Raw genomic sequence first — 12,477 nt, forward strand, 5'->3', positions numbered from 1 at the left:
GGACGCCCTTCTAGGATCACGCCCGGGCGGCCGCGTCAACGCCAAGGGGGCTCTGCGCCTCTGCACCGACGAGGTGGCAGGCGACGCGGTGCGGCCCGCCCTTGTCCTCGAGCGGAGGCGCCGCGTCGTGGCAGCCGGCCTGCGCCACCGGGCAGCGCGACACGAAACGGCACCCTTTCGGCAGGTTGAACGGGTCCGGCGGGTCGCCGGGGATCAAGATGCGGCGCGCGTTTTCCCGCAGCGTCGGATCGACCGAGGGGACGGCCGACAGCAGCGCCGTGGTGTAGGGGTGCAGCGGATTGTTGAACAGGTCCATCCGGTCCGCGTGTTCGACCACCTTGCCCATGTACATGACCGCCACGCTGTCACACATGTGCTGCACCACGCCCAGGTCGTGGCTGATGAACAGGTACGTCAGCCCGAAGTCCTTTTGCAGCCGCCGCAGCAGGTTCAGGATCTGTGCCTGCACGGCGACGTCGAGCGCGCTGACCGCCTCGTCGCAGATGATCACCTCGGGGCGCGTGGACAGGGCCCGCGCGATGCCGATGCGCTGCCGCTGCCCGCCCGAGAACTGGTGTGGAAACAGGCGCTTCTGCTCGGGGCGCAGACCCACCGCCTCGAACAGCTGATCGACGATCTGGCGCTTCTCGGCCTCGGGCTTGTCGGTCAGGTTGTCGAGCGGTTCGCGCACGATGTCCTCGACCCGGGCGCGGGGGTTGAGCGAGGAATAGGGGTCCTGGAAGATCACCTGCACCCGGCGGCGCATGTCCTTGAGTTGCTCGCCCGTGAGCGGGACGATGTCGCGCCCGTCCAGCAGCACTTCGCCCGTCGTTTCGCCCGCCACCAGCCGCGCGATGGCGAGGGCGGCGGTGGTCTTGCCCGAGCCGGATTCCCCGACGATGGCGAGGGTCTGACCCTTTTTCACGGTGAAGGACACATCGTCCACGGCCGTCAGGTAAGCCTTCTTCCCCCAACCCCTGGCGCGGACGGGGAACCGGACGGACAGGTTGCGGGCCTCGAGCAGGGCGTCGGACATCACATCTCCTCCGCGTGCCAGCAGGCGCTGGACTGGGCGTTCGGGAAGGGCACCTCGGGCGGGCGTTTGGACACGCAGCGTTCGGTCCGGCGCGGGCAGCGCGAGGCGAAGAGGCAGAGGTCCTGGCCGAACTCAGCCAGCCCCGGCACGATGCCGGGAATCTCGGTCAGCTCGTGCCGCTCTTCGGTGATTTCGGCCATGATATGCGGCACGCAGGAGATGAGGCCCGAGGTATAGGGATGGCGCGCGCGTTCGATCACCTGGGCGACCGGCCCTTCCTCGGCCTTGCGGCCGGCGTACATGACGATCATCCGCTCGGCCATCTCGGCCACGGCGCCCATGTCGTGCGTGATCATGATGATCGAGGTGCCGGTCTGGCGCCGCAGGTCGCGCAAGAGGTCGAAGATCTGCGCCTGCACGGTCACGTCGAGCGCCGTGGTGGGTTCATCCGCGATCAGGATCTTGGGCTTGCAGGCGAGCGCAATGGCGATCATCACCCGCTGCCGCTGCCCGCCGGACATCTGGAACGGGTAGTCGTTCACCCGACCCTTGGGGTTGGGGATTCGCACGGCGTCCAGCAGCTCGACCGCCATGCCATGGGCGGCAGTGCGGCTGAGGCCCTGGTGGGCGCGCAGCACCTCGGCGATCTGTTCGCCCACCGTGTAGACCGGGTTGAGCGAGGTCATCGGCTCCTGGAAGATCATCGAGATCTCGTTGCCGCGGATCTGGCGCAGCCGGGAATCGCTGGCCTTGGTCAGATCTTCGCCGTCGAAGAGGATGCGGCCCCCGGTCACGCGGCCCACCCCTTCGGGCAAGAGCCCCATGATGGCGAGGGCGGTCATGGACTTGCCGCAACCCGATTCCCCGACAAACGAGATCGACTCGCCCGCGTTCAACTCAAGCGACAGGTCGTCGATCACCGGGGCCTTGCCGGCGCGCGTGGTCAGCTCGATCCGCAGGTTCTCGACCTTGAGCAGCGGGGCCATCAGCGTTGCCTCAGCTTGGGGTTCAGCGCGTCGTTCAGCCCGTCCCCGACCAGCGAGATGGCGAGCACGGTGACAAAGATCGCAAGGCCGGGGATCGTGACCGTGTAGCCCGATTCCAGGATGTATTGACGGTTCGAGCCGATGATCTGCCCCCAGCTGACGATGTTCGGATCGGTGAGGCCGAGGAACGAGAGCCCCGCCTCGAAGAGGATCGCCGAGCCGACCATGAGCGCCGATTGCACGATGATCGGCGGGGCGGCGTTGGGCAGGATGACCTTGAACATCAGCTTGCCCGACGGTGCCCCGGCCGCGCGGCTGGCGGTCACGTATTCCAGCTCGCGGATGCGCAGGAACTCGGCCCGGGTGATGCGGGCGACGGCGGTCCAGCTGACGATGCCGATGGCAAAGGTGATCATCGGCAGGGTCGCGCCGAAGAGCGCCACGATGACCATGGAGAAGAGCAGCGTGGGCAGCACCTGGAAGAACTCGGTGATGCGCATCAGAACCTCTTCGACCCAGCCGCGGTAAAAGCCCGCCAGCGCGCCGATGGTGACGCCGATGACGATGGTCACGATGGCGGCCGAAAGCCCGATGATCAGCGTGACGCGCGCGCCGTGGATGATCTGCGCCATGAGGTCCCGGCCCAGGTAGTCGGTGCCCAAGAGGTAGCCTTCCTCGCCCGGGGGCGAGAACGGTGCCCAGACCATGTCGAACGGGTCCGTGGGGTAGAGCATGGGGCCGAAGATCGCCCCCAGCACGATGAAGGTGAGGATGACGAGGCCCGCCATGGCCGAGTGGTTGCGGCGGAACATCTCCCACGCTTCCGAAAGCGGCGAGCGGGCCTTTTCGACAGGCGGCAGGGGGATGGATGGATCGCTCATGCGCGGCCCCTCATGCGCGGATCGACAAGGCGCAGCACGAAATCGGTCAGCAGGTTGCCGACGATCACCATGAGCGCCGAAAAGAACAGGATGCCAAGGATGGTCGGCGTGTCACGGGCCAGGATCGACTGGAAGGCCAGCGTGCCAAGGCCGGGCCAGGCAAAGACCGTCTCGACCAGCACCGCACCCGACACGACGGCCGAAAATTGCAGGCCCGCCAGCGTGATGACCGGCGAGAGCGCGTTCTTCAGCGCGTGCTTGTAGACCACCTCGCGCGTGGAAAGCCCCTTGGCCTTGGCGGTGCGGACATAGTCGCTGCCCAGCACCTCCATCATCGTGGCGCGGGAGAGGCGCGAGTAGAGGGCAAGGAAGATCGACGCCAGCGTCAGCGTGGGCAGCACCATGTGGCGCGCGATGTCCACCGCCTGCACCCAGAAGCCGCCGGTCAGGGTCACGTCGCGCATGCCCGCGACCGGGAACCACTGGATCTTGAGCGAGAAGGCGATGAGCAGCAGGATGCCCGTCCAGAACACCGGGGCCGAGTAGCCGAAGAGCGCGAAGAAGGTCACGAAATGCGACAGGATGCCGTTCGGACGCCGGGCCGAGATGACGCCCAGCACGACGCCGACGATCATGGCGAGGATCTGCGCGGTGAAGACCAGCAGCAGCGTCGCCGGCAGCCGTTGCAGGATCAGGTCCGTCACGGGGCGCGAATAGTAGAAGGAATAGCCAAGGTCGAAGCGCAGGATCTTGCCCATGTAGGTGCCGAGTTGCACCAGGAAGGGCTGGTCGAGGCCGTAATCGGCACGGATGCGGGCCAGCACCTCTTCGTCCGCGCCGCCCATCGACTGGGCGATGGTGTCGGCCACGTCGCCGGGGGCGAGGTGCATCATCGTGAAGTTGAGGATCAGCACCGCCAGCAGCAGCAGGATGGCGTAGAAGATCCGGGTCGCCGTGACGCGCAGGATGTCCAAGGTCGGGTCCCCGTCGTTATGTCGTGACTGGTGGTCGGGCCCGCGGCGGTCCGGCCGCGGGCCCGGGCTGGTTCATTCCTTGAGCCAGACCTTGTCCATCGGCGAGGACGACGCCCAGATGCCCATCGGCGGGTTCTGCACCTTGTCCGAGTAGATCGTGTGCATCGGCACCGCGTTAATGAAGTAGATCGGGACGTCCTCGGCCACGATCTCCTGGAACTCGGCGTAGAGCGCCTTGCGCTTGTCGGCGTCCTGTTCCTGCGCGGCCTCGGCCAGCAGCGCGTCCACGCGGGCATTGGCGTAGCCTTGGGTGTTCGACCAGACGCCCTTGCCGATGTTGTCGGACATGTAGGTCCGGTTCACGCCGATCACCGGGTCACCCCAGTTGTAGACGCTGTCCATGGACATGTCGAAATCCATCGTGCCCATGGCCTTGGCCCAGCTCGGGAAATCCGGGTGGGCGCGCAGCGTCACCTCGATCCCGACCTTGCCCAGCGCGTTGCGAACGTATTCGGTCTGCGCCTTGTAGCCCGGAAAGCCCGGCAGCTCCATCGTCAGCGCAAAGCGCTTGCCGCCGTCCATCGGGTAGCCGGCCTCGTCCAGCAGGGCGTTGGCCTTGTCCAGATCGACCTCGTAGGCCGGCACGTCGGGGTTATAGAGCGGGCTGTCCGGGTGGACGCCGGTCTTGGCCTCGGTCGCGGTGCCGCGCATCACGGCCTTGAGGATGAAGTTCTTGTCCACCGCATAGGCGATCGCCTGGCGCACCTTCACGTCCTGAAGGGGACCGCGTGTCGTGTTCATCGCCAGCCAGTCGATGGGGCCGATGCCGCCGTAGCCCTGGCTCGTCACGTTCACGCCCTCGGCCTGCATCAGGCGGCTGACCACGGTCGGCTCGTTCTCGAAGGTGGACATGTGCACCTCGCCGTTCTGCAGCGCGATGGCGCGGGCGGAACTGTCAAGGATGATGCGCCCGACGATGCGGTCGAGATAGGGCAGGCCCTCTTCCCAGTAGCCCTCGTAGCGCTCGAGGATGATGTGCTCGCCCGGCTTGAACTCGACCAGCTTGAACGGGCCCGAGCCCACCACGTCCTCGTTGTTGCGGGGATGGTTCTTGGGGTCCTGGCCGTCGCCGTAGATATGCTTGGGGATGATCGCCATCAGCTGGCCGGACATGGCCAGCATCAGCGCCGGGTGCGGGTGGGCGAGGTTCAGCACGGCGGTGTGTTCATCCGGCGTGTCGACGCTGGTCACAGGCGCGAACATCGACTTGAAGGGGTGGTATTCCTTGATCACATCGACGCTGAAGGCGACATCTTCGGAGGTGATGGGTTCACCATCGTGGAAGGTCGCGTTTTCCTGCAGGTGCAGGGTGACCGAAAGGCCGTCCTCGGCCACTTCCCACGATTTGGCAAGGTAGGGCTGCGGCGTCCAGTCCGCGTCATAGCGCAGCGGCGAGGCGAATAGCTGCGTGCCCGGCAGGCCGGTCGCGACGCCCGATTGCACTGCCGGGTTCAGCACGCGCGGCGTGCCGCCCGGCACAACCACGACCAGCGTGCCACCCGACTGCGGCGTCTCCTGCGCGGTCGCCGCGCTCAGCGACAGGGCCGAGACCGCCGCCGCCGCGAGGAATGATTTCATCCCGTTCATCATCTGTAATCTCCCCGTGGGTTCAGGTCGGGCGCGTTTGCCGCGCCTCATGATCAAAGCCTAAGCGCAGGGGCTTTGCGTCAAAAAACTGATAAATTGGTCCGTAATGTCACATCAAATGTGGGAATGGGCCGGCAGATGGACTGCCAGATTCCTGAATTCCCCTTTTGATTTCAGGATGATGCAGTTGCGGATAAAGGCCTGGACGATGCCCGGCGGCTCGGAGTTTCCGACCGTCAGGATGCCGAACATCGGGGCAGGACCTGCATCCTGAATGGGCACGATGGCGTAGCTCGATTCGCCCTCGCGGTAGTCGAGCGGCTTGATGTTCAGGATCGACACGCCGAATCCGCCCGAGACCAGCGCGCGCAGGATCTCGCTTGACCGCGTGGAATGGGCGATGCGGGGCGAAAGGCCGAGGTCGTCGAACATCGACCGGAAGTAATCCCGCGCCCCGGGCAGGTCGAGCGTCACCATCGGGCGCGTCGCGATCTCGGCCATGGTGGTCACGCCGCTTTGCGCGATGGGATCGTCACGCGGCACGATGGCATAGGGCGGCGCTTCGAACAGCGGCTCGAACCGGTGACGCGGGTCCGAGAAATCCTTGTAGCTGAACGCGAGGTCCGCCTCGCCCTCGTTCAGGAAATCGGTTACCCGGTTCAGCGAGCCCTCGAGCACGGTGATCGACAGGTCCGGGAAGGTCTCGGTCACACTGCGCAGGATCGTCGGCAGGAACGCGGGCGCGGCGGTGGCGTAGCAGGCGATGCGCACGGTCCCCTTGGCCAGGCCCGCGACCGACTGCATCTCGGCCTCGAAATGGCGGGCCTGGTGCAGGAAGCGGCGGATGAGGCCCAGCGCCTCGGTCCCCTGCGGCGTGGGACGGATGCCGCGCGCGGGGGTGCGGATGAACATGTCGTAGCCCAGGCCCCCTTCCAGCGCGTCAATGGCCGCGGTGATCGAGCTTTGCGAGATCGACAATTCCGACGCGGCCGAGGCGATGGAACCGAGCCGGCCCGCCGCCTCGACATAGCGCAATTGCTTGAGGGTGTAGTTCAGCACGGGCGCATTCCACCAGAAAACCGCGAATGATCATCAGGTAAATCCATTTTTCGGATGGATGGAACCCGCCTAGGCTTTTGTCATCCCGCCCCCAGCCCCAAGAGGAAAATTGATGCAGACCACCATCTATTCCGCCAAGAAAATCATCACGATGAACCCGAACCAGCCGGTGGTCAGCCATGTCGCGGTGCGGGACGGCAAGATCCTTGGCGCCGGGTCCCTGTCGGATCTGACAGGTTGGGGCCCGCATGTCGTGGACGACAGATTCGCCGACAAGGTGCTGATGCCGGGCCTGATCGAGGGACATGCGCATACCATGGAGGGGGCGCTTTGGTCCTTTACCTATGTCGGCTGGTTCGACCGGATGGACCCCGATGGCAAGGTCTGGGACGGGGTGAAGACGGTGGATGACGTGGTCGCGCGCCTGTCGGAAATCGAGGCCGGGATGGAAGACCCCGACGCGCCGCTTCTGGGCTGGGGGTTCGACCCGATCTACATGGACAACGTGCGCATGACGCGGGCCGATCTCGACCGGGTGTCGGCGACGCGCCCGGTGGGGATCATGCATGCCTCGGGCCATATCCTCAACGTGAACTCCAGGGGGCTGGAGCTGGCGGGGATGCTGCGCGAAGGCCACAATCACCCCGGCATCCCGCTGGGTCCCGACGGCCTGCCGACCGGAGAGCTGAAGAGCCCCGAGGTTTTCACCCCCGTCGGCAAGCATGTGGGCATGGACCGCGCCTTCCTCGCGGCCGACCCGCAGGGGCTGCGCAATTACGGCAAGCTTTGCGTGCGGGCCGGGGTGACGACCTCGTCCGACCTGGGCCAGCAGCTGACCGACGCGTTGGTCGACATGTTCCTCTCGGTGACGGAGGAAGAGACCTACCCGGTCTGCATCGTGGCCTTCCGCATCAACTTCGGAATCGCGCCGAAAGAGCTGGTGGCGTATACGGCGGGGCTGAAAAGCCGATCGACCCAGCGGCTGGAACTGGGCAAGATCAAGGTGGTGGCCGATGGCTCGATCCAGGGCTTTTCCGCGCGCCTGCGCTGGCCGGGCTATTACAACGGCGCCGAGAACGGGTTGTGGTACGTGGCCCCCGACCAGCTGGCCGAGATCTATGCGCTGGCGCTCAAGGCCGGCGTGCAGGTCCACACCCACACCAATGGCGACGAGGCGACCCAGCTGACCATCGACACGCTCGAGGCCGCGCTGCGCGAAACGCCCGACCCCGATCACCGCTTTACATTGCAGCACTGCCAGTTGGCCGACGCGGCGCAGTTCCGCAAGATGGGCAAGATGGGCATGTGCGCCAACCTCTTTGCCAACCACCATTACTACTGGGGGGACGAACATTACGCCCTTACCGTCGGCCCCGAGCGGGCCGAGCGGATGAACGCCACCCGCACCGCGCTTCAGATGGGGGTCGAGCTGGCGATCCACTCCGACGCGCCGGTCACACCGCTGGGGCCGCTCTTCACCGCCTGGGGCGCGGTCAACCGGCTGACCGCCTCGGGCCGGGTGCAGGGCGAGGGAGAGAAGATCAGCGTCGAGCAGGCGCTTTACGCGATCACGCTAGGCGCGGCGATCACGATGAAGATGGACGACCGGATCGGGTCGATCGAGGTCGGCAAGCGCGCCGATTTCGCCGTGCTCGAGGACGATCCCTACGCGGTCGCGCCCGAGACGCTCAAGGACGTCGGCATCTGGGGCACTGTGCAGGGCGGCCGCATCTTCGCGGCCTCAGACCTCTGATGGATATCCCCGTCACGGTGATCGGCGGTTACCTTGGCGCGGGCAAGACCACGCTGGTCAATCACCTCCTGCGCCACAACGAGGGTCAGCGGCTGGCCGTTCTGGTCAACGAATTCGGCGAGCTGCCCATCGACGCCGACCTGATCGAGGCGGAAGAAGACGGGCTGGTCTCGATCTCGGGCGGCTGCGTCTGCTGCGCCTACGGGTCCGACCTGATCGGCGCGCTGGATGACCTGAAGGCAATGGTGCCGCGCCCCGACCACGTGCTGATCGAGGCGTCCGGCGTGGCCCTGCCAGGCGCCATCGCGACCACCGTGGGGCTGGTGCAGGGGCTGCGCGCCGATGCGATCCTGGTGCTGGCCGATGCCGACCAGGTGCAGGCCAACGCGGCGAACAGCTACCTTTCGGACACGATCGACCGGCAGTTGGCGCAGGCCGACATCCTGCTGCTGACCAAGCCCGACCTCGCTTGCGACCTCGCGGCCGTGACCGACTGGCTGCGCGCCAAGGCCCCCCGGGCCCGGATCATCCCCGCCGATCACGGGCAGGTCCCGATCTCGGCCGTCCTGGGCGCCCTGCCCCTGCCCGCCCGCGGCCACCGCCCCGACGCGGGCGCCCATGGCCTTTTCGCCAGCCACGTGCTGCGCCCCGACGGCCCGGTCGATGCGCAGGCCCTCGCCCGCGCCCTGGCCGAGGACCCGACCATCACCCGCGCCAAGGGCTTCGTCACCGGCCCCACTGGCCCTGACTTGATCCACGTGGTCGGTCGCCGCCACGACGTGGAACCCGCCGCAACTGGGCACGAGACGGGCGTCGTCTGCATCGGCTTCAAGGGAGACCTGCGGCCCGAGGCGCTCGAGGCGCTTCTGGCCGAATGCGTCGCGCCCGCCTGAAACCGGGCACGGGGGCGCTGCCCCCCGTCACCTTCGGTGACGCCCCCCGGAGTATTTTCGGAATAATGAAAGGGATTGGAGGCGCATGTCGCCGCCACGCGCGCCGACTCCCCTTCATCTTGCCGATAAACTCCCGCCGGAGGCTCCCGCCCGTTCCAGACAATCCACTGGCGCTTTGTCGGGGTCGGCCAGCCACGCGCTTCCTCCTCCCCGTGCGGGAGGAGGACAGGAGGTGGGGCCCGGCATGCTCTTCCCGCGCCAGCGGGGCATCCGGATCAGCGGCAGAAGCTGCCCGAGCGGTAGCGGGCCGTGTCCATGTGCAGATGGTCCTGGTGATAGCGGTCGCCATCGGGGCCAAGCACCGTGCCGAAGGGGCCGCAGGCCGCGCGGTGGATCTTCTTGAGCGTCGCGCTCCAGGTCTTGTCACGCCAGCCCTTCAGCACCGTCACCGTGGTCCCGTCGCGCAGCACGAAACCCGAGATGTCGATGGCCCGCCCCTTGCCATGTTCCGACACCTTTGCACCGGGCTGGTTGTTCCGGGTGCGGCAGGAATAATGCGCGGCCACCTTCAGCTGCGACAGCCCGCCGCCGCGCGAGCCGAAGGCCGGCTTCACGCCCGTCTCGACCCAGGTCTTGATCGTCTTGGCGGTGGTGCAATCCATCACGCTTTCCTGGCTCAGCCGCACGCCCGAGACCGAGCGCAGCTTGACCGCGTCCTTGATCCCGCAGGCCGAGATGCGCCCGGGCACCCGGCCCACATTCGACCCTTGCAGGTCGATATCGCCGCAGACCGCGCCCTTGCGGGCCAGCTGCCGCTTGGCCATGGCCTTTTTCTCGAGGGCACCGGGCCGCGAGGCGGGGCGCAGCGAGCGCACCGTGCCGGAACTGGCCAGCACCATCACGCCCTTGGTATTCGCGGCGAGATCGTCCGAGGTCAGCGCCGGCGCAACCGGAGAAGGCTTGACGACAGCCGAGCCCGGGCGTGGCACGGGGCGGATCGGCGGCAAGGCCGAGGCGGCAATCCCGAGGGTGGTCGGGCTGACGACGGCCAGCGCCATTTCGGCGGCCAGCGGATCGTCGGTATCGCCCTCGGAAAGAGGTCGCCCAAGGGGCCGGATCGCGCCCGTCGCATCAACGGTGACGGCGTTACGCGCCATCGGTCGGGGCGAGCTGTCCGGCGCCGCGGACCATCCGGCCCCCGCAACGCAGATCAGCATCACCCCGATGATATATTTCACTTTTTCGCACCTGCACGCCCGAAATCCGGCGCGTCCGTATCCTGACCCGCCTCGATGATACCACGGCGGATGGCGCGCGTCCGGGTGAAATAATCGAACAGCTGCTCGCCATCCCCTGTGCGGATCGCCCGTTGCAGCGCAAAGAGCTCCTCGGTGAAGCGGCCGAGGATTTCCAGCGTCGCCTCCTTGTTGGTCAGGAAGACGTCGCGCCACATGGTCGGGTCCGAAGCGGCGATCCGGGTGAAGTCGCGGAAACCGGCAGCCGAGTACTTGATGACCTCGCTGTCGGTCACGCGCCGCAGGTCATCCGCCACGCCCACCATCGTGTAGGCGATGAGGTGCGGCGTATGCGACGTGACGGCCAGCACCAGGTCATGGTGCTCGGCGTCCATCTCTTCGACATTGGCGCCCATGCCTTCCCAAAGCGCGCGCAGGCGCGCCACCGCCCCCGGGTCGCTGCCGACCACCGGAACCAGCAGGCTCCAGCGGTTGTCGAAAAGCGTGGCAAAGCCCGACTCGGGGCCCGAATGCTCGGTCCCGGCCAGCGGGTGGGCGGGGACGAAATGCACGCCCTCGGGAATGTGGGGCCCGACCGCGTCGATCACCGCCTTCTTGACCGAGCCGACGTCGCTGACCGTCGCGCCCGGTTTCAGGTGCGGCGCCATCGCCTCGGCCACCGCGCCCATGGCGCCGACCGGCACGCAGAGCACGACGAGGTCGGCGCCCGAGACCGCCTCTTCCAGCGTGTCGCAGACCCGGTCGCAGAGGCCAATGCGGCGCGCGGTCTCGCGCGTCCCGGCGCTGCGGGCATAGCCCGTGACCTCGCCCGCGAGATCGCCGCGCCTGATGGCCCAGAACATCGACGAGGCGATCAGGCCGAGGCCGATCAGCGCGACCCGCTCGTAGACATGGCTCATGTGCGGCGCGCCTTGAACTGGCCCACGGCATGGGCGACCTGACGGCACGACGCCTCGTCGCCGATAGTGATGCGCAGGCAATGGGGCAGCTTGTAGCCGCCCGTCTTGCGCACGATCAGCCCGTTCGACTTGAGATGCGCGTCACAGGCATCCGCCTCTTCGGCGCTGGCAAAGCGGGCCAGCACGAAATTGGTCATCGAGGTGTCGCAGGGCACGCCGTGCTCGGCCAGCGCGTCGGCCAGCCAGTGGCGCATGCGGGCATTCTCGGCCCGGCATTTTTCGGTGTAGGCCACGTCGCGCACGGCGGCGATCCCGGCCGCCATCTGCCCGGCCGACAGGTTGAACGGCTGGCGCAACCGGGTCAGCACGTCGATCATTTCGCGCTGCGCATAGCCCCAGCCGATCCGCAACCCGCCCAGCCCGTAGATCTTGGAGAATGTGCGCGTCATGATCACGTTCGGATGCGCGTCGACCACCGAGACGCCCCCGTCGAACCCGTCGACGAATTCGGCATAGGCGCCGTCCAACACCAGCACCACGTTCCCGGGCAGGGACGAGGCGAGCCGCTCCAGCTCTCCCTCGCCGACCATGGTCGAGGTGGGATTGCCGGGGTTGGCTATGAAGACCAGCCGCGTGCGGTCGGTCACAGCGCCAAGGATCGCGTCGATGTCGACCACGCGGTCGCGCTCGGGCACTTCGACGGGCACGGCGCCGACCATGTGCGCCAGGATCGGGTACATGGAAAAGCCGTGCTCGGTCACGATGACCTCGTCGCCGGGGCCGGCATAGGCATTGGCCACGAATTGCAGCACCTCGTCGGACCCCACGCCGCAGATGATGCGGTCCGGGTCGAGGCCGTTGACCTCGCCGATCGCCGCGCGCAGCTCGGCATGGTCGGTGTTGGGATAGCGGTGCAGCTGGTGGGCGGCGCGGGTATAGGCCTCGATCGCCAGAGGCGAGGGCCCGAACGGGTTCTCGTTCGCGCTGAGTTTCACGACGTTCTCGACGCCGTCGATCTTGCTCGAGCCACTGACGTAAAGCTCGATCTCCATGATCCCGGGCTGCGGTTCGATCCCCGCCATCTGCGTCCCTC

The 12,477-nt window shown here is 67.0% G+C and carries 11 protein-coding genes; 2 read left to right on the plus strand and 9 right to left on the minus strand.

Annotated elements, in window-relative coordinates; translation table 11 throughout:
- Positions 1–16: 16 nt before the first annotated feature.
- The 6 genes from MF270_RS06375 to MF270_RS06400 all read right to left on the minus strand — a co-directional run bounded on the left by MF270_RS06375 (position 17) and on the right by MF270_RS06400 (position 6,583).
- Positions 17–1,036 carry an ABC transporter ATP-binding protein gene (locus MF270_RS06375; RefSeq protein WP_238365037.1) on the minus strand — a complete coding sequence of 340 codons (1,020 nt, stop codon included), beginning with the start codon at positions 1,034–1,036 and terminating at the stop codon, positions 17–19.
- Complete coding sequence (locus MF270_RS06380) at positions 1,036–2,022, minus strand: ABC transporter ATP-binding protein (protein WP_238365038.1); 987 nt, start codon at positions 2,020–2,022, stop codon at positions 1,036–1,038. The genes MF270_RS06375 and MF270_RS06380 overlap by 1 nt, the downstream gene beginning before the upstream one ends.
- Entirely contained in the window at positions 2,022–2,903 is an 882-nt protein-coding gene (locus MF270_RS06385; RefSeq protein WP_238365039.1) for an ABC transporter permease, read from the minus strand. Before MF270_RS06385 ends, MF270_RS06380 begins: the two co-directional genes overlap by 1 nt.
- Positions 2,900–3,877, minus strand: coding sequence for an ABC transporter permease (locus MF270_RS06390; protein WP_238365040.1), 978 nt, complete (start codon positions 3,875–3,877; stop codon positions 2,900–2,902). The genes MF270_RS06385 and MF270_RS06390 overlap by 4 nt, the downstream gene beginning before the upstream one ends.
- A gap of 72 nt (positions 3,878–3,949) precedes the next feature.
- Positions 3,950–5,515, minus strand: coding sequence for an ABC transporter substrate-binding protein (locus tag MF270_RS06395; RefSeq protein WP_238365041.1), 1,566 nt, complete (start codon positions 5,513–5,515; stop codon positions 3,950–3,952).
- Between the two features lie 123 nt (positions 5,516–5,638).
- Complete coding sequence (locus MF270_RS06400; protein WP_238365042.1) at positions 5,639–6,583, minus strand: LysR family transcriptional regulator; 945 nt, start codon at positions 6,581–6,583, stop codon at positions 5,639–5,641.
- Positions 6,584–6,695: 112 nt separating this feature from the next.
- Here MF270_RS06400 and MF270_RS06405 point away from each other — a divergent pair, with 112 nt between their 5' ends.
- The gene (locus MF270_RS06405; protein ID WP_238365043.1) at positions 6,696–8,336 is read left to right on the plus strand and encodes an amidohydrolase; all 1,641 of its coding nucleotides are present in this window, start codon (positions 6,696–6,698) and stop codon (positions 8,334–8,336) included.
- On the plus strand, positions 8,336–9,229 hold the full coding sequence (locus tag MF270_RS06410; protein ID WP_238365044.1) for a CobW family GTP-binding protein: 894 nt from the start codon (positions 8,336–8,338) through the stop codon (positions 9,227–9,229). Before MF270_RS06405 ends, MF270_RS06410 begins: the two co-directional genes overlap by 1 nt.
- Before the next feature lie 275 nt (positions 9,230–9,504).
- Here MF270_RS06410 and MF270_RS06415 read toward each other — a convergent pair whose 3' ends face one another.
- From MF270_RS06415 to hisC, 3 genes are read right to left on the minus strand one after another with little or no spacing between them, the layout of a single operon-like run.
- Entirely contained in the window at positions 9,505–10,467 is a 963-nt protein-coding gene (locus MF270_RS06415) for an extensin-like domain-containing protein (protein ID WP_238365045.1), read from the minus strand.
- Complete coding sequence (locus MF270_RS06420; protein WP_238365046.1) at positions 10,464–11,384, minus strand: prephenate/arogenate dehydrogenase family protein; 921 nt, start codon at positions 11,382–11,384, stop codon at positions 10,464–10,466. The genes MF270_RS06415 and MF270_RS06420 overlap by 4 nt, the downstream gene beginning before the upstream one ends.
- The gene (gene hisC / locus MF270_RS06425; protein WP_238365047.1) at positions 11,381–12,466 is read right to left on the minus strand and encodes a histidinol-phosphate transaminase; all 1,086 of its coding nucleotides are present in this window, start codon (positions 12,464–12,466) and stop codon (positions 11,381–11,383) included. The genes MF270_RS06420 and hisC overlap by 4 nt, the downstream gene beginning before the upstream one ends.
- Positions 12,467–12,477 lie beyond the last annotated feature (11 nt).

It is taken from the genome of Mesobacterium pallidum (assembly GCF_019966535.1).
GTDB classification, from domain to species: domain Bacteria; phylum Pseudomonadota; class Alphaproteobacteria; order Rhodobacterales; family Rhodobacteraceae; genus Mesobacterium; species Mesobacterium pallidum.

Excerpts from the sequence above, each read along its gene's own strand:
- MF270_RS06380 (WP_238365038.1), bottom strand. The coding sequence starts at position 2,022 with ATGGCCCCGCTGCTCAAGGTCGAGAACCTGCGGATCGAGCTGACCACG.
- hisC (WP_238365047.1), bottom strand. The coding sequence starts at position 12,466 with ATGGCGGGGATCGAACCGCAGCCCGGGATCATGGAGATCGAGCTTTAC.
- MF270_RS06405 (WP_238365043.1), top strand. The coding sequence starts at position 6,696 with ATGCAGACCACCATCTATTCCGCCAAGAAAATCATCACGATGAACCCG.
- MF270_RS06420 (WP_238365046.1), bottom strand. The coding sequence starts at position 11,384 with ATGAGCCATGTCTACGAGCGGGTCGCGCTGATCGGCCTCGGCCTGATC.
- MF270_RS06375 (WP_238365037.1), bottom strand. The coding sequence starts at position 1,036 with ATGTCCGACGCCCTGCTCGAGGCCCGCAACCTGTCCGTCCGGTTCCCC.
- MF270_RS06385 (WP_238365039.1), bottom strand. The coding sequence starts at position 2,903 with ATGAGCGATCCATCCATCCCCCTGCCGCCTGTCGAAAAGGCCCGCTCG.
- MF270_RS06395 (WP_238365041.1), bottom strand. The coding sequence starts at position 5,515 with ATGAAATCATTCCTCGCGGCGGCGGCGGTCTCGGCCCTGTCGCTGAGC.
- MF270_RS06410 (WP_238365044.1), top strand. The coding sequence starts at position 8,336 with ATGGATATCCCCGTCACGGTGATCGGCGGTTACCTTGGCGCGGGCAAG.